This window comes from Xanthomonas rydalmerensis, assembly GCF_033170385.1.
GTDB lineage: Bacteria > Pseudomonadota > Gammaproteobacteria > Xanthomonadales > Xanthomonadaceae > Xanthomonas_A > Xanthomonas_A rydalmerensis.
The window spans coordinates 4,434,504-4,459,635 of the sequence record NZ_CP126170.1 but is presented as its reverse complement, the minus strand read 5'-3'; the positions used below and the strand labels follow the sequence as shown (position 1 = coordinate 4,459,635).

Sequence of the window (25,132 nt, the reverse complement as noted above, 5' to 3'; positions counted from 1 at the left end):
GGCCGTGACGGGTGCACGGCGGGGAGTCGGGTGGGAGGTCGGCTGGACTGGCAGGATCCGGCCAAATGGCCAGGCATCGTGGTTGCGCTGCCAGCGTGTCCAAGCTGCAGCGCCGAACTCGACGAGCACCCTGCAGGCGCGTGCGTGGATGCCGACCGATCATGCGTGCATGGCGGCCGCGCTGCGGTCGCGTGTGGCGCCAGGCCGACGACGCGCCGTCGTGCAGACGGCGCGCCTTGTGCGTGTGCGGCAGCCTCAGCCGGCGACGCGGAACACGCCGGGCTGGCCGCCGGGCGGCGTGCCTTCGAACTGGATCAGCGAGGCGACCAGTTCGGCATGCAGGCGGATGCGGCCCATCTCGCGCATGATCCGGATGTCCTCGTGGCGCAGTTCGCGGTTGGCCACCACCTCGCGCTTGTAGGCGAGGATCTCCGGATACTTGCGCGCCATGTTCAGCGCGTCGGCCACGCATTCCACGGTGTCGGCATCGGCGGAGAGCGGCTCGCGGCTGTTGAACGCGGTGAGCCAGCGCTCGAAGCCGGCGGTGCGGTCGAACATGTTGGCGATGAACCAGATCACGAACAGGATCGCCACCCAGGAGGTGACCACGATGACGATGCGCGAGAAGGTCAGGTGGTAGTCGTGCTGCCACAACTGCGCGGTGATCACCCCGAGCAGGATCAGCGAGATCGCCTGCCAGCCGATGATCGAGGCCACCAGCCATTGCTGCTTGGCCTTGGCCAGCAAGGCCACCTCTTCGCGGATCTGCGATTCGCTCTTGTGCTGCCAGTGCGCGACCTGTTCGGGAAACGAGCGCTGGTGCAGCGCGTTGTCCTCGAGCAGCAATCCCAAGCCTTTGAACAAAGCGAGCATGACGGGCTCCTTGCAGATGCGGTGACGGATGCGGAACGTCGACGGGCGATCTTGAGGCAGCTTCTTTCTAGCACAGCGGCCGCAAAGTGCATGCTGCGGTCGCACATGCGGCGCGGGCGGTGCGCGCCATACGCCATCGCACGGCGCTCGCGCCATCTCCGCTAGCATCGGCGTATGCCTTCGTTGTTACGCACCCTCTCCGCCCCGGCCACCACCCAGATCCGCCGCTGGGTGTTGGGCGCGTTCCCGCGCGAGCGCGATGCCATCGATTACGACCAGCCGCTCGGCGACATCGGCCTGTTCGGTCCGGACAGCGTCACCTGGCGCATCCATGCCGAATTTCCCGGCATGCTGGCCGGCGGGCTGTGTGCGCTGTTGCTGCAGACCCTGCATCCGCTGGCGTTGGCCGGGGTCTACGACCATTCCAACTTTCGCGAGGACCTGGTCGGGCGCCTGCGTCGCACCACGCAATTCGTCGCCGCCACCAGTTATGCGCCCACCGACGCGGCGCAGCGCCAGATCGCCCGGGTTCGCGCGATCCACACGCGGGTGCGCGGCCACACGCCCGACGGGCGCGCCTATGCCGCCGACGATCCGGCGTTGCTGACCTGGGTGCACGTGACCGAAGCCTACGGCTTTCTGCAGGGCTACCGCCGCTACTGCCGTGCGGTACCGGCGGCGATCGCCGACCGCTACTACGACGAGGGACGGCGCGTCGCCGAGGCGCTGGGCGCGCGCGCCGTGCCGGCCAGCGAGGCCGCGGTGTTGGACTATTTCGAACGGCAGCGGCCGCAGTTGCGGGTGGACGCGCGCTCGCGCGAGGTGCTGGCGGTGCTGGCCGGCCTGCGCCTGCCGGTGCCGGCGCCGGGGTTGTCGCGCGAATTGTTCCTGGGCGCCGGCGCGGCGCTGCTGCCGCCGTGGGCCAGCGCCATGCTGCGGCAGGCGCGGCTGCAGCGTACCGGCCCTGCGGTACCGGCCTGGCTGCTGCAGCAGGTGGCGCCGCTGTTCCGGGTCGCGCTGCACGACGGCATTGCCGCGCGTGCCTGCCGGCGCGTCGGTTTGACCACGCAGCAACTGGCGCAGTGGCCTGTGATGGACTGAACCGTTTATCTGCGTCGCTGAACGCAGCATCGCATCACGTACGGTCAAGATCGCCGGTGCCAGGCCGCTGTAACCAGCACCTACGCACCGTTGCAATTCTCGATGCCGCAGCACCCGCTCGCCGACAGGAAGCGCGACCGTCGCTTCCGGCACCGCCTGCGGCGCGTCACGCGCGCGCCGTCGCGGGCGATCGCGACCTGGGGCCTGGTGCTGGCGGTGGTGCTGGCGGCCGGCCTGGTGCTGGTCCTGGCGCAGGACCGCCACAATCGCCTGGCCGCGGCGCAGCGGCAGAGCCTGGCGCTGGCCACCGGCGCCGACCGCTTGCTGCAGTTGCAACTGGACAATCTCGGCCAGGCCCTGCACGGCGAAGGCCTGAGTGCGCAGGCGCTGCTGGCGGAGACGCCGCGACGCGCGCCAGAACTGATCGCCGCCTCGCTGCAGGGCCTGCTGACGCGGCACCCGGAACTGCACGACGTGTCCTTGCTGGATGCGCAGGGGCGACGCCGCTTCGGCGGTGCCGGCGATGCGCACCTGCTCGCGTGGATGCAGCGTGCGCGCTGTGGCGGCCGGGTCTGCGTGAGTCCGCCGCTGCGCCTGGCCGACGGCGAGGCGGTGGTGCGGGTGGCCGTGCCCTGGGGCACGGACGGCTGGGTCGAGGCGCAATGGCGGGTGGCCGCGCTGCAGCGCATCGTGCAGGGCACCGACAGCGGGCGCGACGGCATCGTCGCCCTGACCGACGCGCAGGGTGCGCTGCTGGGCGCCAGCCGCCCGCTCGCGGCCGGCCAGTCCCGCCTGCCGATCGCGCTGGCGCAGCCGATGCCGCACGGCGGCGCGCTGGGCGTGCGCCGCGATGTCTTCGACGGCACGCCACGGGTGCTGGCGCTGAGCGGCGGCGGCGCGTATCCGTTGCTGGCGGTGGCCGGCGTGGGGCTGCGCGAGACGCTGTCCGGCTGGTGGGGGTTCGCCGCGGTGGCGGCGCTGGTGTATGTGCTGTACCTGCTTGGTCTGGCCTATCTGCTCGGCAGCCTGCGCCGCGCCGAGCGTCGCCAGCGCCATCTGCTGCAGCGCCTGCGCCGCGGCGACGAGGACCTGCGCCTGGCCCACGGCATGGGCGGCATCGGCACCTGGCGCATCGACATCGCCGAGCGCGTGCTGCGCCTGTCCGAGCCGACCGGCGCGATGTTCGGCCTGCAGCGCATGCAGTTGCCGATCGAGGCGTTTTTGGAGCGGATCCACGACGAGGATCGCGCGCGAGTGACGCAGCTCTACGAGGACGCCGCGCAGGGACGGGCGGACTACAACACCGTCTACCGCATGCATCTGCCCGATGGGCGCCTGCGCTGGCTGGCCGCGCGCGGCGCGCTGGTGCGCACCCGCAAGGGCCTGTGCATGACCGGTGCGGTACAGGACGTCAGCGACCGGGTGGCGGCGCAGGCGCGCCTGCTCGACGCCGAGCGCCAGTTCCGGCTGGTGTTCGACCGCAATCCGCTGCCGTACTGGGTGTTCGCCGTGGACAGCCTGCGCTTCCTGGAAGTGAACCAGGCCGCGGTGCGCCAGTACGGCTACAGCCGCGCCGAATTCCTGGCGATGGATCTGCGCGATCTGCGTCCGGCCGAGGACGTCGAACGCTTGCTGCAGGACGTGCGCAAACCGCGCGAAGGCTTCGCCGCGCCGAGCGTGTGGACCCACCGGCGCAAGGACGGCAGCCTGCTGTCGGTGTGCGTCCACAGTGCCGACCTGGAGTTCGGTGGCGTGCCGGCGCGCTTGATCCTGGCCGAGGACGTCACCGAGCGCGTGGCCCACGAACGCGAGCTGGCCTACCTGGCGCGCCACGACTTCAGCACCGGCCTGCTCAAGCCGCACGCCCTGGCCGATGCCCTGCGTGCGCAACGCGGCGGCTATGCCATCGCCTACGTGCAGGTGCGCGGCCTGGCCCTGATCGGCGATACCCTGGGCCGCGCCGCCGGCGATGCCGTGCGCAGCACGGTGGCCGGGCGCATCCACGCGCTCGGCGAGCGCTTCGGCCTGAGCGCGCATCAGCCGGCGCAGGACTTCGTACTGGCGATCCTGGACCCGTCTGCGCTGCCACAGGCCTTGCAGGCGCTGCAGGAGGCGCTGTACGCGCCGGTGCAGGGCGGTGAGTTCGCCCAGCAGTTGCAGGCGCACATCGGCGTGGCGCTGTGTCCGGACGATGCCGCCGACGCTCACGAGGCGATCGGCAGCGCCGCGCAGGCCGCGCACGCGGCACAGGCCGAGGGCCGCAGCCTGGTGCGCTTCGACCCGGCCATCGCGGCGCGGACCGCCGAACGCCTGCGCCTGGCCGGACGTCTCCAGCAGGCGATCGAGCGCCAGGAATTCGAGCTGTATTTCCAGCCGATCATGCACGCCGGCAGCAGCGCCCCGCGCGAACTCGAGGCCCTGGTCCGCTGGCCGCAGGCCGACGGCAGCTTCATCGCCCCGGATGCGTTCATCCAGTTGTGCGAGGACACCGGGTTGATCCTGCCGCTGGGGCGCTGGGTGATGCGCGCGGCGGCGCGCGCGCGTCGCGACCTGGTCGACCACGGATGGCCGGACCTGCCGGTGGCGGTGAACGTGTCGGCGCTGCAGTTCTTCGATGGCGATTTGGTCGCCGACCTGGTGCAGGCCTGTGCCGAGGCCGGGCTGGCCGCCAACGGCCTGCAGTTGGAGCTGACCGAGAGCAGCCTGATGCGGCAGCCGCAGCAGGCCGGCGACGTGCTGCGGCAGCTGCGCGCGCTGGGCGTGCGCGTGGCGCTCGACGACGTCGGCACCGGTTTCTCCAGCATGGCGCATCTGCGCGACCTGCCGCTGGACACGCTGAAGATCGACCGCAGCTTCGTCGCCGAGGTGGACCGCGACCCGCGCAACGCCTCGATCTGCCAGGCGCTGCTGACCCTGGGCCATTGCCTGGGGCTGGACGTGGTCGCCGAGGGCGTGGAAACCGATGCGCAGTTGCGCTGGCTGCGCGCGCACGGCTGCGGCGGCGTGCAGGGCTATCTGCTCGGGCGTCCGGCCCCGCTGGCGGACGTGCTGCAGCGGCTCGGCGCGGTCACAGCATGATCTCCACGTCGTGACCGCTGCCCGGCGTCGGTAGAGCGTCGCCTTGCCAGTAACGGCGTAGCGGTTCGCGCACCAGGTCCAGCGCGGTGGAGGCGCCGCGCGCGCCCGGGTAGCGCTGCAGGTTGCGCGACTGCAGCGCGAGCATGCGCCGGTCCTGTTCGCCGACCCGGCGCAGCAGCGGCCACACCAGCAGGCGCACCGCCCACGCCGGCGCCCAGCGGCCTTCCACGTGCAGGCTGGCGAAGACGTCGGTGCTGCGTTCGCCGAGCGGGGTGAAGTGCAGGCTGATCCGCACGCGGCCGCCGCGCGCGTAGCGATACTCGATCTGCGCGCTGCCGGGGGCGGCGAAATGCGCGCGTTCCAGGATCCGCGGCGATTCGAACAGCCGGTACAGCCAGCCGCTCTGCGCCGCGGCGCCGCGGTAGTCCACGTGGAAGCCTTCGTCGGTATGGCGCAGTTCCGCGCGCATCGCGGTACGCGCGCCGCCACGCCGCACCAGTCCCGGATGCAGCAGGTGGGTGTGCAGCGGGTCCAGGAAGTTCTCCAGCGCATCGACCACGTGCGCGTCCCAGCGCGTGCGCCACAGGAAGCGCCGCGCCGACGGCTGCAGCGCCTGCACCAGTTGCGACGGCGCGTCCGCGCCCTCGGGATCGGGACGCAGCCAGATCAGCCCGTCGTGCTCGCGCGCGGCGAAGGCGCGTACCCGCACCGCCGGCGGCGTCTGCCCGGGCGGCAACCCAGGGATCTCGCGCAGGGCGCCGGCGCGGTCGAAGCGCCAGCCGTGATACGGGCAGGACAGGCCATCGCCGGTGGCGCAGCCGGCCGACAGCGGCGCGTGCCGGTGCGGACAACGGTCTTCCAGCGCCAGCAGGCTGCCATCGGCGCAGCGCGCGATCGCCGCGTGCCGGTCCATCACCGACACGGCCAGCGGCCGCCGTCGCAACGCCGCGGCGGGCGCGACGGCGAACCATTGCCGGTACAGGGACGGATGCCAGCCGCTCATGCCGCGCGCAGCGCCCGCAGTGTGTGTGGTTCGCCGCTGGCGATCATGCGACGGTGGTGCCGGCGATCCGGTTGCGGCCGGCACGCTTGGCGGCGTACAGCGCCTGGTCGGCCGCCAGCACCAGGGTCTGCCAGGGCGCCTGCGCGCCTGCCGACCGGCAATAGCCGATGCTCACCGTGCATGCCAGTGGCGCATCGGGCGCCGGACCGATCTGCTGCTGTTCCACCCGGCGACGCAGGCGCTCGGCGAGATCGCGTACCGCGGCTTCGTCGCCATGCGGGACCAGCACCATGAATTCTTCGCCGCCGATGCGCGCCAGCAGATCGGGCGCGCGGATGTGCTGCGACAGGGTCTGCGCGATGGCGATCAGGACCTGGTCGCCGACGGCATGGCCGAAGCGGTCGTTGATCGCCTTGAAGTGGTCCACGTCGATCATCAGCACGGCGATCGCGCCCTGCTTGCGCGCCGCATCGCAGGTCGCCGCTTCGCCGCGCTCCCACATCACCCGGCGGTTGGTCACCCCGGTGAGCGGATCCTGCGAGGCATGCCGGACCAGTTCCGCGTTCATTTCGCGGGTCAGCATCCACAGGAACCCGGGGGTGATGCTGGCCGTCAGCACGATGCGCGCCAGCAAGCCGAAATTCGTGGTCGGGTCTTGGCCGAGACCGACGTCGGGATGGACGGCCCACCATGCGATCCGCAGCCCGATCATCCCGGCCCACAGGAAGTGGAAGACGGCGGTGAAGCGCGCCGCGGTGCGCACCATGCTGTGGGCATGGCGCCACAACGCCACCGCCGTGGCCACGGTCAAGATGCCGCGCAACAGGCCGCCGAAGATCACCATGATCCGGTGATCGTAGCCGGCGTAATGCAGGCTGTAGAGTTCCAGCGCGCAAAGCATCGCGACCGGCAGCAGCAGCGTCCACTGCAGCAGCGGGCGTTGCAGGTAGGCGTTCACCGCCACCAGCGTCAATACGGTCGCCACGTCCAGGGTGACGTTGCCGGCCGGCGCGATCCAGACGGCCGTGAAATGCCAGGCCGGCGCCAGCAGGATGCCGAAGCCCAGGGCGAAGACGGCGTAGCTCAGCGCCAGCAGCAACAGGCTGCGCGCATGCCGTTCCTTGCGGCCGGTGACGTACAGCGCCAGGAACATCGCCGAGGACACCGCCGCGAGCAACGCGTTGACGATCAGCAAGGTGCCGGCATGGGCCAGGTGCGCAATCCATTCCACAGATGTCCCGGGCCGCAGCGGCGATGGGGTGTTGCAGGTGCAGCAAAGTATAAGGCAGCGGGTGTGCCCGGCATTCGGCAGAACACGCGCGTTTTGCGCTGAAAACGGTTACGGAATGCAAAACGCGCGGCGCGGCGTCGCTCATAGCCGGTAGCGGCGCATCAGCGGGACGCCGATGCGCCGGGTCAGCGTGCCAAGCGCGGCGATCGGCTGGCGCCGTCGCAACGGCAGGTGGCGCGCATCGACCGCGCTGTATTCGATGACCGGCAGGCCGCCGCGCTGGCGTTTGAAGCTGGCTGCGCCGGCACTCTGGTTCAGGCGCTGGCCGTACCGACGCGCATGGTCGATGCCGCAGGCGGTGAGGGTGCGGTACAGCGCCAGCCGCTGCGGCAGGCGCAGGTCGTAGCCGACGATGGGCGCGGTGACGGTGCCGCCGATGCCGAACAGGCCGGTGATGCAGACCAACTGCCCGGTATCGTCGCGGAAGCCGTCGAAGCGCAGCAGCCCGGCGCGGTGCCAGGCGCGCAGGAAACCGGCATGGTAGGCCGGGTTGCAGTGCGAATATTTTTCCAGATACAGCTGCGCATACAGCGCGGCGATACGCGGGTAATCGGCCTCGCCGATGGCATCGTTGCCGCAGCGCTGCAGATCGCGGCGCTCGACCAGCTTGAGGTCGCGGGCCAGGTCGCGATGGCGCAGCAGCTGCGGCCAGTCCTCGTACAGGTACACCTGGCGGCTGGCGATCAGGGTGAAGCCCTCGGCCTGCAGCGCGTGCAGCCACTGCGGTGTGTCCACCGCATTGAGCGAGCGGAACCACAGCGCGTGGTCGGGCCAGCGCGCGCGTGCGGCGTCCAGCAGCGTACGCAGGCCGCCCGGCGGCAGCGGCGGATACAGGTTGGTGGACAGCAGCCAGTTGTTGAGGGTGACCGCGCGGTCGATCCGTGCCCAGTCCAGCCACGCGCCGATGCCGCCGCACAGGCCGCGTACCGGTGCGGCCAGCGCACCCGGCAACAGCCGCGCGGCTTCCTCGGCTGCGTAGTCGGCATACGTGGTGCGCGGCGAACATACCCAGGCGTTGCCCGGGTGACGCTCGCCGACCGTCACCGGCATTGCCAGTGCGCCGGCCTGCAGTACCTCGATGCGCGCATGCGCGTTGTCGGCCAACTGCTGCGCGTCGCCACCGGCATGCAGCGCGGCGAAGCGCTGCAGCTGCGCGGCGTAATCGGCGGCCGCGTCGTCGGCGCTGCCGGCGTTCATGGCGGCGGCAACGCCTCGCCGTCCCATTCGGTATCGCGGGTGGCGGCCTCGCGCACGCTGCAGCGTTGCGCCAGCGCCAGCCGTGCATGGCTGCCCAGGTCGCACAGCGTGCCGGCCAGCGGCCAGCGGTCGCCGCGCGGCGCCAGCACGTCCTCGGCGCGCGCGTAGTCGTGGCGCCACTGCCGCAGCCGGCCGTGGCCCAGCGCCGCGGGCAAGGCCACGCCCAGCATCAGCATGCCCAGCATCGCTGCGCGGTCCTCGGCCGGGCGCAGCGGCGCCTGCGCCGTGCCCGCGTCGCCGCTCAGCAACGCCACCAGCGGATCGGTCGCGGCGAACAGGTGCAGGCCGCTGGTCGCACGCGGATTGCATTCGATCACGCTGCAGCGCCCTTGCGCGGAGACCATCCAGTCGAAGGAGATCTGCCCGCTGAAGCGCAGCGCCTTTACCAACTGCGCGGTGAAGCGCTCGATCTGCGGATCCGGCGCGGCGTCGAAGTAGTAGCTGGAACTGCGCCGCAGCCGATAGCGCGGGCGGTACACCGCATGCGCCAGCAACACGCCGTCGCGCGCCAGTGCATACGAGCAGCGCTCTTCGCCCTCACAGTAGCGCTGCGCGACCCAGTCGCCCTGGTCGGGCAGCGGCGTGGCGTTGGCGGGCACGCCGTGCGGATACAAGCGCACATGCACGCCGAAGCGCGAGAACTCCGGCTTCAACACCAGCGGCGCGGTACCGGCCCACTCGCGTGCCTGCGCCAGGCTGCGCACGCGCACGCTGTCCGGCACCTCGACGTCGCTGTCCAGGCTGCGCGCCAGTTCCATGAAGGCGTACTTGCTGTGCAGCGTGCGCAGCGTGTCGAAGTCGTGCAGCGGCAGGTGCAGCTGCGCCGGCAGCGCGCTGCGGTAGCGGGCCAGGTAGAACACTTCCTCGCAGGTCGGCATCAGCACGTCGATGCGCTGGCGTGCGAGCACGCCATTGAGATCGGCCAGCCAGGCGCGCGGTGCGTCGCGCGCGGGCGCGACGCGGTGATGCGCGGCGACCGCACGCGACCAACCGGAGATGCGGCTGGCGACGCTGTCGGCCAGGTGCACCCGCCAGCCCTGCGCGGCGAAACGGCGCGCCAGGTCCAGGGCGACCGGCGCACGCGCGCCCGTGATCAGCACGCCGGGTGCATCAGCCATGCGTGTGCCCTGCCGGCGTCGGCCGCCATTGCCGGCAATGCGAGGGCACCAGCCGCAACTCCGGCTCGGCCTGGCGCAACGCATGCAGCCGCGCCAGCGTGTCGCGATAGACGCGGTGCTCGCCGAGCAGGTGGGTGACCAGCGCCGGCGGCGGCGTGCCGTCGGCGAGCGCGGCACTGGACCAGGCCGCGTCGGCGATCAGGAACACCGGGCCATGCGCGTCCTCGAACCACAGGCCGTAGTGGCCGGGCGCATGCCCGGGCAGCGGCACCAACAGCACGCTGCCGTCGCCGAACAGATCGCGCGGCGTGCCGAAGTCGCGCAGTGCGGCAGGTGTCGCGGCTGCGGGCAGCGCCTCGATCCAGTGCATGCGTGGGCGCGCGCCGTGCAGCAGCGCCGGCAGGAAACCTTCGCGCAGCGCGGCAAGCCGGCCGCGGCGCTGCAGGTCGTCCCAGGCCTGTTGTGCGCAGGCCAGACGCGCCTGCGGGAAATCGGCGACGCCGCCGACATGGTCGCCGTGGAAATGCGACAGCACGATCCAGCCGATGCGGTCCGCATCCACGCCGTCGCGTGCGAGCTGTTCCCGCAGCGATTGCCCGGGTGCCAACTGTACGGGGGTCAGCCAGCGGTACAGGCGCTCGGGAAAGCGCGCGGTGGCGTCGAAGAAGTGCGGCGAATAGCCGGTGTCGAACAACAGGTCGCCGTGCTGCGGATGCTGCAGCAGCGCCGCCAGTGCCGGGAACGGGCATGGTGCCAGCGGCGCGCCGCGGCGGGTGGCGCGTTCCGGATGCATGCAATGGCCGGCCTCGTACAGTCGCCAGCGCAGCCGTGGCGCGCTCATCGTTGCCCCAGCGCGGCCAGCCCGGCCTCGGTCGACAGCACCGGCGCATAGTCGAGCTCGCGGCGCGCACGGCCGATGTCCAGCGTCTGCGAATAGCCGAGCACGCCGATGCCGTAGCGGCTGAGCCGCGGTTCCGGTTGGCCGCGCCGGCGCAGCGCGATCTGTTCGCCGAGCGTGGCCAGGGCCAGCGCCGGCCCACGCGGCACCGGCAGCAGCCGCACGCGCAGGCGCAGCACCGCGAACAGCTCGGTCACCAGGTCGCGGACCGCGATCGGTGTGCCGTTGCTGATGTTGTAGGCGCGGCCGTCGCCGATGTGCTCGGCACGCAGCGCGGCCAGCGCAGCGGCCACCGCGTTCTCCACACAGCACACGTCGATCATCGCGCGGCCGCCGTCGATCAGTGGGAACCAGCCGCGCTGCGCCACCGCCAGCAGCCGCGGCACGATCGCGTTGTCGCCATGGCCGAACACCGCGCGCGGGCGCAGCACCACCGCCGGCAGCCCGGACGTCGCGGCGGCGCGCACCTTTTCCTCGGCCTCCCACTTGGTCTGCGGGTAGCCGCCGATCCAGCGCGCCGGCGGGGTGAACTCTTCGGTGATCTGGTATTGATCGGCGAAGCGAAAGTAGATGCTCGGCGAACTGAAGTGCACGAAGCGGCGCACGCGTGCGGTCAGCGCGGCGGCGAGCAGGCGTTCGGTGGCGACCACGTTGGCCAGGCGGAAGGTCTCGGCACTGGCCCACGGCGCCGACAACGCCGCGCAGTGGATCACTGCATCGCAGCCGTGCAGCAGCGGCGCTAGGTCGTCGCGGCAAAGCTCGGCGCGCACCACCTCGATGCGCGGATCGTCGACGAAAGCCGACAGCTTGGCGGCGTCGCGGCCGCTGGCGCGCACCGGCATGCCGGCGTCGGCCAATGCGCGCACGATGTAGGCGCCGATGAAGCCGGAGGCGCCGGTGACCAGGACGCGTGCCATGTCAGTAGCGCAACACCGCACCGCCGAACGCCAGCCCGGCGCCGGAGCCGACCAGGCCGATCAGGTCGCCACGAACGATGCGGCCGCTGTGGATCGCCTGGTGCAGCGCGCTGGGAATGGACGCGGCCATCTGGTTGCCGTGGTCGCCGATGATCTCGATCAGCGCATCCGGCGCCAGCCCCAGCGCGACGCGCAGGTGGCGCAGCGCCTTGGCGCTGGCCTGGTGCGGCACGATCCGCTGCAACTGCGCCAGCTCGACTCCGGCCTGTGCCAGCAGGCGCTGCAGGAAGCCGGGCAGCTTCGCCGCGGCGAGGCGATAGGTGGCGCGGCCGTGCATTTCGAACTGCGAGCCGGCGCGAAGCGCCTCGACACCGTGATCCAGACGCAGGCGGGTGCCGCCGGCGCGCACGCGGCAGTGGTCGATGCCTTCGGAGTAGGTTTCCAGCCGCGCCGCCAGCAATTGCGAGCCGCTGTCGCCGGTGTCGGCGCCGACCACCACCGCCGCGGCGCCGTCGCCGAACAGCGGCGCGGTGTCGGCATCGTCCGGGTTGAGGCCGACGCTGGCGATCTCGCTGGAGACGATCAGCACGCGGCGATAGCGGCCGGCGGCGATCGCGCAGGCGGCCAGGTCGAGCGCAGCGATGAAGCTCAGGCAGGTAGCGTTGATGTCGAAGGCCGGGATGCCGCTGCCCTGCAGGCCCAGCCGCGCGTGCAGCAGCGCGGCGCTGCACGGGATCGCCTGTTCCATCAGGCTGCAGGCGCTGATCACGCAATCGACCTCGTGCGCCTGCAGCTGCGCGGCCTCCAACGCCGCGTGCGCGGCGCGTTCGCCCATCGCCGTGGCCGGCTCGTCGGCGCCCGCATAGTGCCGCGTGGCCACGCCGGTATGCCGCAGGGTCCAGCCGGCGGGCTTGCCCCAGCGCCGGTCGAAGGTCTCTGCCGGCACTTGCTGCGCGGGCAGATACGTGCCCGTGCCGAGAAGACGCAGCGCGATGGGCCTGCTGGTGTGGACGCTCATCCGTAAAGCTCGCACAAGGGGCGCGCAGCGTACTGCCAGCGGATCGGCGCCGGCAACTGCGCGCGGGACGGTCGCGCCGTTGCCTGGCGCTGGCGATCGCAAGCAGTCCTCAGTCGCGCAACGACTTGGCGAAATATTTGGGCACTTCGACGAAGCCTTCCCGCCGATAGAAGGCGTGCGCCCGTTCGCGGCGGCGATGGCAGTGCACCTCCAGGCGGTCGCAGCCGCGCTGCCGCGCCAAGGCCTCGCCCTGCGCCAGCAGGCGCTGCCCCACGCCGGCGCCGCGCGCGCGATCGTCCACGCAGAAGTAGCTGATGCGGCCGATGTCGCCGGCCAACGCCAACTGCGGCAGAAAATGCAGCGACAACACGCCCACGACGTCGTCTCCTGCGGCGGCCACCAGCAAGGCGGCGTCCGGATGCGCCAGCAGTTGCGCCAGGCGCGTCTCGATGAAGGCCTCGGTGCCCGGATAGTCCAGCGCCGCCATCAACGCCGCGATGGCGTGCCGGTCCGCCATCACCGCGTTCCTGATCTCCAGCGTACCGTTCTCGTCCATGTGCAGATAGCCGAAAGCGCCCGAGCCTGTAGGGAAGGGGATGACACGCCCTAACGCCCGCGGCGCTGCCCGTACCAGAAGCCGAGCGCGTCGCGCGAGCGCAGCATGCCGCGGCCGCGGCGCAGCAGTTGCAATAGCAGTCCCAGGTGCTCGCGCTTGCTGAAGCTGCGCAGTTTGCGGTCGGAAGTGTGCACCGGCTCGCGCAGGATCACGAAGCGTCCTTGCCGCGCCAGCGCGCGGCTCAGCGCCACGTCCTCGCCGGCGTAGTAGCGCTCGTCGAAGCCGCCGGCGGCGACGAAGGCGCTGCGCGTGCAGAACAGGAAGCAGCCGGGGGCGATGCCGGTGCAACGGAACAGCCAGCCGAACAGCGCCTGGGCCAGGCGTTCGTACCAGGCGACGTCGCCGAGCAGGCGCACCTGCGCGCCGCCGCCGACCGCGCCGGTGCCGAGCGCGCGCAGTGCCGCGGCCAGCAAGGGCGTATTGACGCGGGTGTCGGCATCGACGAACAGCAGATGGCGACCGTGGCTGGCGGCGGCGCCGGCATTGCGCACGGCAGCGATGTGCCGCAGTTCCACCTCCAGCACCTGCGCGCCGTGCCGGCGCGCGATCTCGGCGGTGGCGTCGCTGCAGGCATCGGCCACCACCAGCGTCTCGCAGTCCAGCCGCAGCGCCTGGGCGGCGACGTGCAGCGAGGCCAGCGTGTCGCCGATCAGGGCAGCTTCGTCGTGCGCGGGGACGATGAAGGAGATCACCCCCGCATGATGCGGGGCCGGCGCGGCGCGGGCAATCGACCCGCGCCGCGGCCGGGGGCGCGGTTCAGCCCTGCAGGGCGCCGCGCGACGCGGCCGGGTAGCGATGGCCGGCGGCGGCATCGGCGGGGAAGATCGCCTCGATCTGCGCCAGCTCCTCGGCGCTCAGCTTCACCTGCAGCGCGCCCAGGTTCTCTTCCAGGTAGGCCAGGCGCTTGGTGCCGGGGATCGGCACCAGGTCCTCGCCCTGCGCCAGCACCCAGGCCAGCGCCAGTTGGCCCGGGGTCACGCCCTTGGCCTGGGCCAGCTCGCGCACCCGCTCCACCAGCTGCAGGTTGCGGTCGAAGTTCTCGCCCTGGAAGCGCGGCGAATGGCGCCGGTAGTCGTCGGCCTCGAAATCCTCCGGCGAGCGGATCGCGCCGGTCAGGAAGCCGCGGCCCAGCGGCGAGTAAGGCACGAAGCCGATGCCCAGTTCGCGCACCGTCTCCAGCACGCCGTCGTGTTCCGGGTCGCGCGACCACAGCGAATACTCGCTCTGCAGCGCGGTGATCGGATGCACCGCATGCGCGCGGCGGATGGTGCCTGCGGCGGCTTCGGACAGGCCGAGGAAACGCACCTTGCCCTGTTCCACCAGCCGTGCCATTGCCCCGACCGTGTCCTCGATCGGCACGTTCGGGTCCACCCGGTGCTGGTAGTACAGGTCGATATGGTCCACGCCGAGCCGGCGCAGGCTGGCCTCGCAGGCGGACTGCACGTACTCCGGGCGGCCGTCGATGCCGCGCGCGGTCGGGTCGTTGGGGTCGAGCTTGATGCCGAACTTGGTCGCTAGCACGACCTGGTCGCGGCGCCCGGCCAGCGCCTTGCCGACCAGCACTTCGTTGGTGTGCGGGCCGTACATGTCGGCGGTGTCGATGAGGCTGACGCCGTGCTCGATCGCGGCATGGATGACCGCGATCGAAGCCGCGTCGTCGCTGCGGCCGCCGTAGAACGCGCTCATGCCCATGCAGCCGAGGCCGAGAGCGGAGACGCGGGGGCCGTTGCGGCCGAGGGTGCGGGTTTGCATGGAGATGCTCCTGAGGGGGAGGGGAGGGAGAGCGTGGCCGCAGGGCGGTTCGCTCAGGGTGAGGATTCGCCGAGGACCTCGCGTGCGACGGCCAGGGCATTGAGCGCGGTGGGGAAGCCGACGTAGGCGTACAACTGGTCGAGTACCGCGAAGATCTCCGCGCGGCTGGCGCCGGCGGCCAGCGCCGCACGCAGGTGCACGCGCAGTTGCGGTTCGGCGTGGCCGAGGCTGGCCAGCACCGCCACCGTGACCAGCTCGCGGGTCTTCAGCTCCAGCGCGGTGCCCGGGCGATAGATCTCGCCGAACGCGATGGCCGCGCCGCGGCCGGTGAGCGCAGTGTCCGCATCGTCGGCGAGGGCGCGGATCGCCGCGCCCTGCTGCGCACCCATCAAGGCGGCGATCTGGGCGATGCCGGCCGCTTCGGCGTCGGCCAGGGTCATGCTGCTCGGCAGTGTGTTGGTGGTGGATGTCATGGGACGGTCCTCGTGTGCGAAGGTCGCCGCGCTCAGCGCGGCTGGATGCGGGTGCCGCCGCTCAGCAAGGCCTGCGGATTCGGCGAGGCCAGGAAGTCGTGCGGGAAGCCCAGTTCGATCGCGCTGGCCGCGTCCAGCCGCTGCAGTGCCTCGGCGTCCAGGTGCAGGGTGAGTGCGCCCAGGTTGTCCTGCAGTTGCGTCACACTGCGCGCGCCGACGATCGGCATCGCCCCGCGCGCGAGCAGCCAGGCCAGCGCCACCTGCGCCGGCGAGCGCTGCAACTCGGCGGCCAGCGCCACCACCACCTCGGCCACCGCCAGGGCGTGCTCGTTGAAGGTGCGTTGCGAATGCGCGACCTCGGCGCGGCCCACGCCATCGACCTGGGCGCCGCCGGAGGCGGCCGCGCGCACCCGCGCCAGGTCGGCGGCGCTGTACTTGCCGGTGAGCACGCCCATCGCCAGCGGCGACCAGGCCAGCACCGACATGCCCAGCGCCTCGGCCATCGGCACCAGTTCGCGCTCGACGGTGCGCTGTGCCAGCGAGTACTCGATCTGCAGGGCGACGAACGGCGTCCAGCCGCGCAGGTCGGCCAGGGTCTGCATGCGCGCCACCTGCCAGGCGGGGGTGTCGGAGATGCCGGCATAGAGGATCTTGCCGGCGCGGACTAGGTCGTCGAAACCGCGCATGACTTCGTCGATGCCGGTGGTGCCGTCCCAGGCGTGCAGGTACAGCAGGTCCAGATAGTCGGTGCCCAACCGCGCCAGGCTGGCGTCGACCGAGCGCAGCAGCGCCTTGCGGTGATTGCCGCCGCCGTTGGGATCGCCGGGGAAGGGATTGAGCGCGAACTTGCTGGCGATCACCAGGCGGTCGCGGCGGCCGGCGACGAAGCGGCCGAGCAGGGTCTCGGCGCTGCCGTTGGTGTAGATGTTGGCGGTGTCGAGGAAGTTGCCGCCGGCCTCCACGTACAGGTCGAACAGCCGGCGCGCCTCGTCGGCGTCTGCGCCCCAGCCCCAGTCGGCGCCGAAGGTCATGGTGCCCAGGCACAGCGGGCTGACGCGCAGGCCGGAACGGCCGAGCAGGCGGTAGTGATCGAGGGCCATCGCGGAGGTCTCCAGGTGAGGGTGCGGGCACTGTAGGCGCCGCGTCGCCATGGATAAATCCGGGTAATCCGCATGTGCTTTGAAGGTGTGCTAAACAATGCCGGCGCACCTGACGCGTCCGTCCCCCACTGTTGCCCGCTCGCCATGCACCGTCCCCCGCCGCTGTCCGCCGTCGTCGCCTTCGTCCGCGTCGCCCACCACGGCAGTTTCACCCGTGCCGCCGCCGAGCTGGGCGTCTCGCCCTCGGCGCTGTCGCAGACGCTGCGCGCGCTGGAGGCGCAACTGGGCGCGCGCCTGCTCAACCGCACCACCCGCCGGGTCGGCCTGAGCGAGCATGGCGAGCGCTTCCTGCAGCGGGTGGCGCCGGGCCTGGCGCAGATCGACGCCGCCTTCGCCGACCTGGATTTCCTGCGCGACCGCCCGGCCGGCACGCTGCGCATCAACCTGCCGCTGGTGGCCGCCGAGCAACTGGTGTGCCCGCACCTGCCGGCGTTCCTGGCGCGCTATCCGGAGGTCAGCGTGGAGCTGTACTCGGACCGGACCCTGGCCGACATCGTCGCCGGCGGCTTCGACGCGGGCATTCGCCTGGGCGAGAGCCTGGCGCGCGACATGATCGCGGTGCCGGTGGGACCGCCACAGCGGCAGACGGTGGTGGCCGCGCCGGCGTATTTCGCCGCACACGGGACGCCGCGCACGCCGGCCGAACTGGCCGAGCACGACTGCATTCGCTGGCGCCGCACCGACGGTCGCCTGCAGGCCTGGGAATTCACCCGCGACGGCCACGATTTCCTGGTCGAAGTCACCGGGCGGCTGGTGGTCAACGACACCCTGGTCGGCCTGGACGCCGCGTGCCGCGGGCTGGGCCTGGGGCAAGCGTTCGAATGGCAGGTCGCCGCCGACGTCGCCGCCGGCCGCCTGCAGCGGGTGCTGGACGACTGGCACGCGCCGTTCGCCGGCTGGCACATCTACTACCCGGCGCGCGAGCACTTGCCGCCGAAGCTGCGCGTGTTCATCGATCATCTGCGCGCAGCGCACGCGGCCGGCCGCGCTGCGTAGAGCGCGGCGCAGGCCGGTGGCCGGCATATTGCGACGTGGGGACAAAGCGAACGGGCGGCAGTGCCGCAACCGCAGCCGCGATCGTAGCGCGGCTAGGAGCAGCGCCCGACCGGCAAGGCCGGGCGCCGAGGGGCGTCGCGTCGCCCAGAGACCGCTTGCGATAGGGGTGCAGGGTGCCGCCCTTCGCGGGCGGCACCCGACGGACTCAGCCCTTGAGCTTGGCCGCGAACTCGGCCACGCGCTTGCCGAGCAGGCGCGCGGTCTCCAGGTCGCCGCTGCGCGGTGCCTCGTCCGGGGACGCATCGGACGGCGAGATCGCCAGCGCGCCGCCGGAGCCGGCGGTCCAGTTCACGTCGTCGGGGCCGTGCGCCTTGGTGTTGGACGGCAGCAGGCCGGTACCGACCCAGATCTGGCCATGCTGCTGGGACAGGGTCCAGAAGTAGCCGATGGTGGCGAACTTGTCGCCGTTGACCGAGGCCGAGTTGGTGAAGCCGGCGGCGACCTTGTCCTTCCAGGCCTGCGAGAACCACGGCTTGGAGCTGGCGTCGGCGAACTTCTTGAACTGCCAGGCCGGGCCGCCCATGTAGGTCGGGCTGCCGTAGATGATGGCGTCGGCCTGGCCGATGGCCTCCCAGGCGCCGTCGGGCAGGTTGCCGTCCTGGTCGATGCGGTACAGCGTGGCCTCGCCGACGCTGGCGGCGCCGGCGTGCACGGCCTCGGCCTGCTTGACGGTGTGGCCGTAGCCGCTGAAGTAGACGATCGCGATCTTGCTCATGCGCGGACTCCTGAGGGTGTGGGGGAAAAGCGCGGGCATTGTGCGCATGCGCGGCCGCCGCGATCAGCGCCATCGGCGGGATGTTGTGTCCGACCGCGCGCCGCGGTTCAGCTCTCGGCCGGGGAGCGCATCGCCCTGTCGATGCCCACTTCGACCAGGTAGTCGATGAAGCTGCGCACCTTCGGCGCCAGGTGGCTGCGGCTGGCGTACACCGCGTACACGCCGATCGGCCCGATCTCGTGGTCGGGCAGCACCCGCACCAGGCGTCCGTCCTCCAGTGCCGCCTCGGCCATGAAGTCCGGCTGCACGGTGATGCCCATGCCGGCGATGGCCGCCTCGCGCAGCACGTCGCCGCAGTTGGCGCGCAGGGTGCCGGCCACCCGCACCTGGGTCGCGCCGTCGGGGCCGTGCAGGGTCAGGTCGTCCTGCACGTAGCTGTAGCTGAGGAAGGCGTGGCCGGCCAGGTCGGCCGCCAGTTGCGGGGCGCCGGCGCGCGCCAGGTAGGCTGGGGACGCGCACAGGAATGCCTGCACTTCGCCGAGCTTGCGCGCGATCAAGGTCGGCGCCACCTGGCGGGTGATGCGGATCGCCAGGTCGTAGCCTTCCTCGACGATATCCACCAGGCGGTCGGACAGCGACAGATCGAGGGCGACCTGCGGATAGCGCGCGCTGTAGCCGGCCAGGCGCGGCCCGAGCCGGGCGACGCTGAAACTGAAGGGGGCGTTGATCCGCAGCGTGCCGGACGGCGTCAGCGCCTGCTCGCCGACCGCCGCTTCCATATCGTCGAACTCGGCCAGCAGCAGCTGGCAGCGTTGGTAGTAGGCGGCGCCGACGCTGGTCGGGCTGACCCGGCGCGTGGTGCGGTTGAGCAGGCGCGAGCCCAGGCGCTGCTCCAGCCACGCCACCTGGCGGGTGACGCTGGCGGTGGACATGCCCAGCGCGTCGGCGGCGGCGTTGAAGCCGTTGCGGTCGACCACGGCGACGAACACCCGCATGGCATCCAGCGTATCCATTGTTGCGCATCCTGAAATTAATCTTCGGAATAAAGGTAATTTATCCATGGTGGCGATGGGAATAGCCTGTGCAGCGTTCCCCATCCCACCGCTGTCGGAGATCCTTCATGTCCGCTCCCGTCTCCCGCCTGGCGCCCTACGGCGCCACCTTGCTGCGCCTGGCCCTGGGCGCGCTGTTCCTGGTGCATGCGCTGACCAAGCTGCTGGTGTTCACCCCGGCCGGCACCGCCGCCTACTTCGTGTCGCTCGGCCTGCCCGGCGGGCTGGGCTATGTGGCTATGGCGCTGGAATTCACCCTCGCCGTGGCCTTGCTGCTCGGCGTCTATGCGCGCTGGGTCGGACTGCTCGGCATCCCGCTGCTGCTCGGCACCATCGTCAGCGTGCACGGCGCCAACGGCTTCGGCTTCGCCAATCCCGGCGGCGGTTGGGAGTACCCGGCGTTCTGGGCGCTGGCGCTGGCGGTGCTGTTCCTGATCGGCGACGGCCGCTTCGCGTTGCGCTCGCGCTGAGCGCGGCGCTCCTTCCTCCGGAGACCTTCCATGTCCCGCCTGCCTTCCCTGTACATCTCGCACGGTTCACCGATGACCGCGTTGCAGCCCGGCCTGGTCGGCACGCGCCTGGCCGAACTGGCGGCGACGCTGCCGCGGCCGCGCGCCATCGTGCTGGCCTCGGCGCACTGGCTGGGGCGGCGGCCGCTGGTCGGCGCCGCGGCGCAGCCGCAGACCATCCACGACTTCGGCGGTTTCCCGCAGGCGCTGCATGCGATGCAGTACCCGGCGCCGGGCGCGCCGGCACTGGCCGAGCAGGTCGCCGAGTTGCTGGAACAGGCCGGGCTGCAGCCGGTACTGGACCCGCGCCGCGGCCTGGACCATGGCGTGTGGGTACCGTTGTCGCTGCTGTACCCGCACGCCGACATCCCGGTGGTGCCGCTGTCGATCCAGCCCGAACTCGGGCCGGAGCACCACCTGGCGCTGGGCCGCGCGCTGGCGCCGCTGCGCGAGGACGGCGTGCTGGTGATCGGCTCGGGCAGCATCACCCACAACCTGCACGACTTCGGCCGCTACGCCGAGGGCAAGCAGGTGCCCTACGTGCGTCCGTTCATCGAATGGACCGAGCAGGCGTTGCGCCGCGACGACGTGCCCGCGATGCTCGACTACCGCCGGCAGGCGCCGTTCGCCGCGCGTGCGCATCCCACCGACGAGCACTGGTTGCCGATTTACGTGGCGATGGGCGCGGCCGGCGCGGAGGGACTCGGCGCGCAGCGCATCGACGCCGGCATCGATGCGGGCTTGCTGGCGATGGACATCTACCGCTTCGACGGCGCCGCGGCGCGTGCCGCGGCCTGAATACCGGGCGCGTCGACTGAGCGGTTCATCGCGGTGAAGGCCGCAGCGCATCCGCGTCTCACCGTTTGAGACGCGGACCCGGCATCGTCGGCCGGTGAATACCCTCGAAAAACTCGCCGTGCTCGCCGACGCGGCCAAGTACGACGCGTCCTGCGCCTCCAGCGGCGCCGACAAGCGCAACTCCCTGCGCAGCGGCGGCATCGGCAGCACCGAGGGCATGGGCATCTGCCATTCGTACACGCCCGACGGGCGCTGCGTGTCGCTGCTGAAGATCCTGCTGACCAACTTCTGCGTGTTCGACTGCGCGTACTGCGTCAATCGCGTCTCCAGCAACGTGCGCCGCGCGCGCTTCACCCCGGCCGAAGTGGTCAAGCTGACTCTGGATTTCTACAAGCGCAACTACATCGAAGGCCTGTTCCTCTCCAGCGGCATCATCCGCAACAGCGACTACACCATGGAGCAACTGGTGGAAGTGGCGCGGCAACTGCGCGAGGAGCACCGCTTCGCCGGCTACATCCATCTCAAGACCATTCCCGACGCGGCGCCGGAACTGCTCGCCGCCGCGGGCCGCTACGCCGACCGGCTCAGCATCAACGTGGAGTTGCCGACCGAACGCGGCCTGGCGCAACTGGCGCCGGAGAAGAACGTCGGCGGCATCCGTGCGGCGATGGGCGAGTTGCGCTGGCGCATCGAGGAGAGCAAGGAAGCGCGCAAGGCCGAGACGCGGGTGCGCGCCAAGCCGCCGCGCTTCGCCCCGGCCGGGCAGAGCACGCAGATGATCGTCGGTGCCGATGGCGCCGACGACCGCGCGATCCTGCACACCAGCCACAATCTCTACGGCAACTATCGCCTGCGCCGGGTCTACTACTCCGCGTTCAGTCCGATTCCCGACGCCTCCAGCAAGCTGCCGCTGCAGGCGCCGCCGTTGCAGCGCGAGCACCGTCTGTACCAGGCCGACTGGCTGCTGCGGTTCTACGACTTCTCGGTGGAGGAGATCGCCCCGCCCACCACCAGCGGCATGCTCGATCTGGACGTGGACCCCAAGCTGGCGTGGGCGCTGCGCAACCCCGAGCGATTCCCGGTGGATCTCAATACCGCCGCGCGCGAACTGTTGCTGCGCGTGCCGGGATTGGGCACGCGCAACGTCGAGCGCTTGCTGCTGGCGCGGCGGCATGCGCGGCTGCGGGTCGAGGACCTGGCGCGGTTGCGGGTGCCGCTGAAGAAACTGCTGCCGTTCGTCAGTGTGCTCGACCACCATCCGCGGCAGCGGCTGGACGATCCGCAACGGCTGCGCGCGCAGCTGGCGCCGGCGCCGCGGCAGGGTGGGTTGTTTGACTGACGCGATGGGCGCGGTCCTTTGCGTTCGCGGCACCGGAGCGCTACGCGGGGCGGGCCATGTTTCAGGCTGAGGTGGTGCCGCCGTGGAGCCTGGAGGCATGGCGGGCGGTGGCGCGGGCGGCGTGGTGCGCGCAGGTAGTGCCGGAGACGCTGGCCTGGGATGGCGATGCGCAGGGCGGCCTGCTGGTCGGGACCGACGTCGCGACGCTGCCTGCGCAGGTCCAGCCGCCGCGGGTGTCGGCGGAGTTCCTGGCGCTGGCCGGCGCGGTGCTGTGCCATCGCGATCCGCAGCGGCATGCGCTGCTGTACCGCCTGCTGTGGCGCATCGCCGGCGGCGAGCGCGCGCTGCTGCAGCGGGTGACCGATGCCGACGTGCACCGCGCGCAGCAATGGGCGCAGGCGGTACGCCGCGACAGCCACAAGATGAAGGCATTCGTGCGCTTCCGTGAAGTGCCCGGCGAGCAGGAGGCGTACATCGCCTGGTTCGAGCCGGAGCACCACATCGTCGATCGCGTGGCGCCGTTCTTCGCGCGCCGTTTCGCCGGCATGCGCTGGGCGATCCTCACCCCGTACCGCAGCGTGCGCTGGGACGGCGAGACGCTGCAGTTCGGCGACGGCGCGCAGCGCGCCGATGCGCCGGCCGACGATGCGCAGGACGCACTGTGGCGCACCTACTACGCCAACATCTTCAACCCGGCACGGCTCAACCCGACGATGATGCGCCAGGAGATGCCGCAGAAATACTGGAAGCACCTGCCGGAGGCGCAACTGCTGCCCACGCTGATCCGCGATGCCGGGCAGCGCGTGCGCGAGATGGCCGAGCGCGCGCCCGAGCCGGTGCGGCGGCGCATTCCCGCGCCGGCACCGGCGCTGGTGGTGGCCGCCGACGACAGCCTCGATGCGCTGCGCGCGGCGGCGCGCGACTGCCGCCGCTGTCCGCTGTGGCAGCCGGCGACCCAGACCGTGTTCGGCGAAGGCCCGCAGGACGCGGCGGTGATGGTGGTGGGCGAGCAGCCCGGCGACGAGGAGGACCTGAGCGGGCGTCCCTTCGTCGGCCCGGCCGGGCGCCTGTTCGACCGCGCGTTGCAGGAACTGGGCGTCGACCGCGCCGGCCTGTACGTGACCAACGCGGTCAAGCATTTCCGTTTCGAGCAGCGCGGCAAGGCGCGGCTGCATCGCAATCCCGAGCGTGCCCACGTCGAGGCCTGCCGGATGTGGCTGGCCGGCGAACTGGCGCGGGTGCGTCCGCGCATCGTGCTGTGCCTGGGCGCGACCGCGGCGCGCGCGGTGCTGGGCAGCGGCTTTGCGCTGATGGCCCAGCGCGGGCAGTGGCAGGCGCTGGACGATGGCACCCGTGCCCTGGCCACGGTGCATCCGTCGTGGGTGCTGCACCAGCGCGGCGGCGAGGCGGGCGAGGCCGCCTATCAGGGCTTCGTGCGCGACTTGCGCGTGCTGGCAGCGCAGGTGCCGATGCCGCACGCAGGCGGTGCCGGCGACTGATGCCCTGTGCGCGTGGCGCGGTCGTCGTCGGCGGAGCGCCCTCGTGGTCGGCCGCATGCACGTGCAAAACGGGGACGGCCGTAGCCGCCCCCGCGATGCCAATGCACCCCCCGACGTGTGCTTACGGCATCAAAACCTTGTCCACCACATGGATCACGCCATTGCTCTGCATCACGTCGGCGGTGGTGACGTGCGCGGTGTTGCCCTTGCTGTCGGTGAGGGTGACCTTGCCGCCGCGGGTCTTGGCGATCAGCGTTTCGCCCTGCACAGTGGTCAGCTTGGCGCTGCCGCCGCCGGCCTTGATCTGCGCCAGCAGCGCGGCCGCATCGAGCTTGCCCGGGACCACGTGGTAGGTCAGCACCTGGGTCAGTTTTTCCTTGTTTTCCGGCTTGAGCAGCGTGTCCACGGTACCCGCCGGCAAGGCGGCGAAGGCGGCATTGGTCGGTGCGAACACGGTGAACGGGCCGGCGCCCTTCAGCGTGTCCACCAGGCCGGCGGCCTTGACCGCGGCGACCAGGGTGGTGTGATCCTTGGAGTTGACCGCGTTGTCGATGATGTCCTTGGTGGCGTACATCGGCGCACCGCCGACCATCGGATTCGGCTTGGCTTCGCTCATTGCCGCGTGGTCGTGCATCGCGGTTTGGCTGGGGGCGGCCATGGCAGGCAGGGAGACGAGGCCGGCGAGGGCCAGGGACAGCAAGTGGATCTTCATGGGCTTGCTCCTTGAAAGGGATGCGCGGCCAGTCGGCCGTGCACCTGTCTTTACGCGCGCTGCGCCGGCGCGGTTGCATCACGCCGTCCAGATAATGATGAATGGGCGGTGCCGACAGGCGCCGCTTGCATCAACGGTGGTCCAGGCGAGCGCCCTCTCGCACGGTGGCGCAGGCTGCAGGGCAGGGCAGGGCAGCGCTGTGGCGAACGGTCTACCGGACGCAGGTAGTGCGTCGTTGTCGGCTTATGTAGACGGGATCACAAGCACTGAGCAGGGATGTCCATATTTTCAAACTGGGTTGCCAGCGGTAAAACGCCAGCCTCAAACCTGGCGCCACGAAAGTCGCATTTCCTGAACTTCGCATCAGCAAAAATGCAGTTGATAAATGTCGATGCTCTAAATTCGACTCTGTCAAAGACAGCGTCAGTAAAATCGCAGTCTATGAACTTTACCCGGCGACCGCCGTACTCCATTCCATAAGATCCACCGGCAAACCTGGCTTTGACAAAAGCGGTTTTTTCGCAGATCGTATCATCCATGTTTATTACAAGCTTGCTTCTTGAGAAGCTGCAATTTATTATTTCCGATCTGCATAAAATGACTCTGTTCAAGCTGGCATTTTCAAGGCTAACGCGCATGAAGAAGCTGTTGTTCGCGCTTCCCGATAGTTTCGAGTAAGACAGATCGGTGTCGCTTATCCTTGATTCGAAGAGATTCGCGGTTTTCAATTGCTCCAGGACGGCAAATGGGCCGATGGTGATGCCGGAAAGATCGGCGTCGCTAATGATCGGCCGTCCAGCCGTTATTGAATCAATGCTGTCGATGATGCTCGCCAAATATTCTTGGTTGCGCCATTTGCCGGTTATTTGTTTCATGAGCGGCCACCTCGGTGATGCA

General features: G+C 70.8%; 24 protein-coding genes. 7 read left to right on the top strand and 17 right to left on the bottom strand.

Translation table 11 applies throughout. From position 1 onward, the window contains the following. Positions 1-255: 255 nt before the first annotated feature. Positions 256-873: a hypothetical protein gene (locus QN245_RS18975; RefSeq protein WP_184449412.1), complete on the bottom strand. Its 618-nt coding sequence runs from the start codon at positions 871-873 to the stop codon at positions 256-258. 174 nt (positions 874-1,047) lie between these two features. On the opposite strand from QN245_RS18975, the gene QN245_RS18970 reads away from it, so the two are divergent. After that, a complete protein-coding gene (locus QN245_RS18970; protein ID WP_184644773.1) occupies positions 1,048-1,974 on the top strand; it encodes an oxygenase MpaB family protein in 927 nt (308 codons plus the stop codon). Positions 1,975-2,076: 102 nt separating this feature from the next. Further along, positions 2,077-5,052: a bifunctional diguanylate cyclase/phosphodiesterase gene (locus QN245_RS18965; RefSeq protein WP_317843903.1), complete on the top strand. Its 2,976-nt coding sequence runs from the start codon at positions 2,077-2,079 to the stop codon at positions 5,050-5,052. Here QN245_RS18965 and QN245_RS18960 read toward each other — a convergent pair. From QN245_RS18960 to QN245_RS18905, 12 genes are all read right to left on the bottom strand, one after another. Further along, the gene (locus QN245_RS18960) at positions 5,042-6,055 is read right to left on the bottom strand and encodes a Rieske 2Fe-2S domain-containing protein (protein ID WP_317843902.1); all 1,014 of its coding nucleotides are present in this window, start codon (positions 6,053-6,055) and stop codon (positions 5,042-5,044) included. The genes QN245_RS18965 and QN245_RS18960 overlap by 11 nt on opposite strands. Positions 6,056-6,098: 43 nt before the next feature. After that, positions 6,099-7,286, bottom strand: coding sequence for a GGDEF domain-containing protein (locus QN245_RS18955; protein WP_317843901.1), 1,188 nt, complete (start codon positions 7,284-7,286; stop codon positions 6,099-6,101). Between the two features lie 141 nt (positions 7,287-7,427). Next, positions 7,428-8,543 carry a hypothetical protein gene (locus tag QN245_RS18950; RefSeq protein ID WP_317843900.1) on the bottom strand — a complete coding sequence of 372 codons (1,116 nt, stop codon included), beginning with the start codon at positions 8,541-8,543 and terminating at the stop codon, positions 7,428-7,430. Then, the gene (locus tag QN245_RS18945; protein WP_317843899.1) at positions 8,540-9,721 is read right to left on the bottom strand and encodes an ATP-grasp domain-containing protein; all 1,182 of its coding nucleotides are present in this window, start codon (positions 9,719-9,721) and stop codon (positions 8,540-8,542) included. The genes QN245_RS18950 and QN245_RS18945 overlap by 4 nt, the downstream gene beginning before the upstream one ends. After that, complete coding sequence (locus QN245_RS18940) at positions 9,714-10,562, bottom strand: MBL fold metallo-hydrolase (RefSeq protein WP_317843898.1); 849 nt, start codon at positions 10,560-10,562, stop codon at positions 9,714-9,716. The genes QN245_RS18945 and QN245_RS18940 overlap by 8 nt, the downstream gene beginning before the upstream one ends. Beyond that, positions 10,559-11,536 carry an NAD-dependent epimerase/dehydratase family protein gene (locus QN245_RS18935; protein ID WP_317843897.1) on the bottom strand — a complete coding sequence of 326 codons (978 nt, stop codon included), beginning with the start codon at positions 11,534-11,536 and terminating at the stop codon, positions 10,559-10,561. The genes QN245_RS18940 and QN245_RS18935 overlap by 4 nt, the downstream gene beginning before the upstream one ends. A 1-nt stretch (position 11,537) precedes the next feature. Beyond that, on the bottom strand, positions 11,538-12,554 hold the full coding sequence (locus QN245_RS18930; protein WP_317843896.1) for a 3-oxoacyl-[acyl-carrier-protein] synthase III C-terminal domain-containing protein: 1,017 nt from the start codon (positions 12,552-12,554) through the stop codon (positions 11,538-11,540). Positions 12,555-12,663: 109 nt separating this feature from the next. Next, positions 12,664-13,110, bottom strand: a complete 447-nt coding sequence (locus QN245_RS18925) for a GNAT family N-acetyltransferase (RefSeq protein WP_221236098.1) — start codon at positions 13,108-13,110, stop codon at positions 12,664-12,666. Positions 13,111-13,160: 50 nt separating this feature from the next. Then, positions 13,161-13,862 (bottom strand): glycosyltransferase, encoded by a 702-nt coding sequence (locus tag QN245_RS18920; RefSeq protein ID WP_317843895.1) that lies wholly within the window; start codon positions 13,860-13,862, stop codon positions 13,161-13,163. A 64-nt stretch (positions 13,863-13,926) separates the two neighbouring features. Further along, positions 13,927-14,922 (bottom strand): aldo/keto reductase, encoded by a 996-nt coding sequence (locus QN245_RS18915; protein ID WP_160968166.1) that lies wholly within the window; start codon positions 14,920-14,922, stop codon positions 13,927-13,929. A gap of 53 nt (positions 14,923-14,975) precedes the next feature. Continuing rightward, on the bottom strand, positions 14,976-15,395 hold the full coding sequence (locus QN245_RS18910) for a carboxymuconolactone decarboxylase family protein (RefSeq protein WP_237475368.1): 420 nt from the start codon (positions 15,393-15,395) through the stop codon (positions 14,976-14,978). A gap of 32 nt (positions 15,396-15,427) precedes the next feature. Then, positions 15,428-16,495 (bottom strand): aldo/keto reductase, encoded by a 1,068-nt coding sequence (locus QN245_RS18905; RefSeq protein ID WP_317843894.1) that lies wholly within the window; start codon positions 16,493-16,495, stop codon positions 15,428-15,430. Positions 16,496-16,639: 144 nt separating this feature from the next. Between QN245_RS18905 and QN245_RS18900 the strand changes: the two genes are divergently transcribed. Continuing rightward, positions 16,640-17,551, top strand: a complete 912-nt coding sequence (locus QN245_RS18900) for a LysR family transcriptional regulator (RefSeq protein WP_184450421.1) — start codon at positions 16,640-16,642, stop codon at positions 17,549-17,551. Positions 17,552-17,756: 205 nt separating this feature from the next. Here QN245_RS18900 and QN245_RS18895 read toward each other — a convergent pair whose 3' ends face one another. Next, the gene (locus tag QN245_RS18895; protein ID WP_160968160.1) at positions 17,757-18,326 is read right to left on the bottom strand and encodes a flavodoxin family protein; all 570 of its coding nucleotides are present in this window, start codon (positions 18,324-18,326) and stop codon (positions 17,757-17,759) included. Positions 18,327-18,433: 107 nt separating this feature from the next. Then, complete coding sequence (locus tag QN245_RS18890; RefSeq protein WP_160968158.1) at positions 18,434-19,339, bottom strand: LysR family transcriptional regulator; 906 nt, start codon at positions 19,337-19,339, stop codon at positions 18,434-18,436. A 107-nt stretch (positions 19,340-19,446) separates the two neighbouring features. Here QN245_RS18890 and QN245_RS18885 point away from each other — a divergent pair, with 107 nt between their 5' ends. The 4 genes from QN245_RS18885 (at position 19,447) to QN245_RS18870 (ending at position 23,523) form a co-directional block, all read left to right on the top strand. After that, entirely contained in the window at positions 19,447-19,848 is a 402-nt protein-coding gene (locus QN245_RS18885) for a DoxX family protein (protein WP_317843893.1), read from the top strand. A gap of 30 nt (positions 19,849-19,878) precedes the next feature. Then, positions 19,879-20,685 (top strand): DODA-type extradiol aromatic ring-opening family dioxygenase, encoded by an 807-nt coding sequence (locus QN245_RS18880; protein ID WP_317843892.1) that lies wholly within the window; start codon positions 19,879-19,881, stop codon positions 20,683-20,685. Between the two features lie 94 nt (positions 20,686-20,779). After that, positions 20,780-22,024, top strand: coding sequence for a putative DNA modification/repair radical SAM protein (locus QN245_RS18875; protein WP_317843891.1), 1,245 nt, complete (start codon positions 20,780-20,782; stop codon positions 22,022-22,024). Positions 22,025-22,080: 56 nt separating this feature from the next. Then, positions 22,081-23,523 carry a UdgX family uracil-DNA binding protein gene (locus QN245_RS18870; protein WP_317843890.1) on the top strand — a complete coding sequence of 481 codons (1,443 nt, stop codon included), beginning with the start codon at positions 22,081-22,083 and terminating at the stop codon, positions 23,521-23,523. A 121-nt stretch (positions 23,524-23,644) separates the two neighbouring features. Here QN245_RS18870 and QN245_RS18865 read toward each other — a convergent pair whose 3' ends face one another. Together QN245_RS18865 and QN245_RS18860 are read right to left on the bottom strand one after the other, a co-directional pair. Next, entirely contained in the window at positions 23,645-24,181 is a 537-nt protein-coding gene (locus QN245_RS18865; RefSeq protein WP_425612967.1) for a fasciclin domain-containing protein, read from the bottom strand. A 311-nt stretch (positions 24,182-24,492) separates the two neighbouring features. Further along, on the bottom strand, positions 24,493-25,110 hold the full coding sequence (locus QN245_RS18860; protein ID WP_317843889.1) for a pentapeptide repeat-containing protein: 618 nt from the start codon (positions 25,108-25,110) through the stop codon (positions 24,493-24,495). Between the last annotated feature and the right edge of the window lie 22 nt (positions 25,111-25,132).

Bases quoted from the DNA above. Each gene is read 5' to 3' on its own strand.
- QN245_RS18975 (WP_184449412.1), bottom strand. From the start codon at position 873: ATGCTCGCTTTGTTCAAAGGCTTGGGATTGCTGCTCGAGGACAACGCG.
- QN245_RS18970 (WP_184644773.1), top strand. From the start codon at position 1,048: ATGCCTTCGTTGTTACGCACCCTCTCCGCCCCGGCCACCACCCAGATC.
- QN245_RS18965 (WP_317843903.1), top strand. From the start codon at position 2,077: ATGCCGCAGCACCCGCTCGCCGACAGGAAGCGCGACCGTCGCTTCCGG.
- QN245_RS18960 (WP_317843902.1), bottom strand. From the start codon at position 6,055: ATGAGCGGCTGGCATCCGTCCCTGTACCGGCAATGGTTCGCCGTCGCG.
- QN245_RS18950 (WP_317843900.1), bottom strand. From the start codon at position 8,543: ATGAACGCCGGCAGCGCCGACGACGCGGCCGCCGATTACGCCGCGCAG.
- QN245_RS18945 (WP_317843899.1), bottom strand. From the start codon at position 9,721: ATGGCTGATGCACCCGGCGTGCTGATCACGGGCGCGCGTGCGCCGGTC.
- QN245_RS18940 (WP_317843898.1), bottom strand. From the start codon at position 10,562: ATGAGCGCGCCACGGCTGCGCTGGCGACTGTACGAGGCCGGCCATTGC.
- QN245_RS18935 (WP_317843897.1), bottom strand. From the start codon at position 11,536: ATGGCACGCGTCCTGGTCACCGGCGCCTCCGGCTTCATCGGCGCCTAC.
- QN245_RS18930 (WP_317843896.1), bottom strand. From the start codon at position 12,554: ATGAGCGTCCACACCAGCAGGCCCATCGCGCTGCGTCTTCTCGGCACG.
- QN245_RS18925 (WP_221236098.1), bottom strand. From the start codon at position 13,110: ATGGACGAGAACGGTACGCTGGAGATCAGGAACGCGGTGATGGCGGAC.
- QN245_RS18915 (WP_160968166.1), bottom strand. From the start codon at position 14,922: ATGCAAACCCGCACCCTCGGCCGCAACGGCCCCCGCGTCTCCGCTCTC.
- QN245_RS18910 (WP_237475368.1), bottom strand. From the start codon at position 15,395: ATGACATCCACCACCAACACACTGCCGAGCAGCATGACCCTGGCCGAC.
- QN245_RS18905 (WP_317843894.1), bottom strand. From the start codon at position 16,495: ATGGCCCTCGATCACTACCGCCTGCTCGGCCGTTCCGGCCTGCGCGTC.
- QN245_RS18900 (WP_184450421.1), top strand. From the start codon at position 16,640: ATGCACCGTCCCCCGCCGCTGTCCGCCGTCGTCGCCTTCGTCCGCGTC.
- QN245_RS18895 (WP_160968160.1), bottom strand. From the start codon at position 18,326: ATGAGCAAGATCGCGATCGTCTACTTCAGCGGCTACGGCCACACCGTC.
- QN245_RS18890 (WP_160968158.1), bottom strand. From the start codon at position 19,339: ATGGATACGCTGGATGCCATGCGGGTGTTCGTCGCCGTGGTCGACCGC.
- QN245_RS18885 (WP_317843893.1), top strand. From the start codon at position 19,447: ATGTCCGCTCCCGTCTCCCGCCTGGCGCCCTACGGCGCCACCTTGCTG.
- QN245_RS18880 (WP_317843892.1), top strand. From the start codon at position 19,879: ATGTCCCGCCTGCCTTCCCTGTACATCTCGCACGGTTCACCGATGACC.
- QN245_RS18870 (WP_317843890.1), top strand. From the start codon at position 22,081: ATGTTTCAGGCTGAGGTGGTGCCGCCGTGGAGCCTGGAGGCATGGCGG.
- QN245_RS18865 (WP_425612967.1), bottom strand. From the start codon at position 24,181: ATGGCCGCCCCCAGCCAAACCGCGATGCACGACCACGCGGCAATGAGC.
- QN245_RS18860 (WP_317843889.1), bottom strand. From the start codon at position 25,110: ATGAAACAAATAACCGGCAAATGGCGCAACCAAGAATATTTGGCGAGC.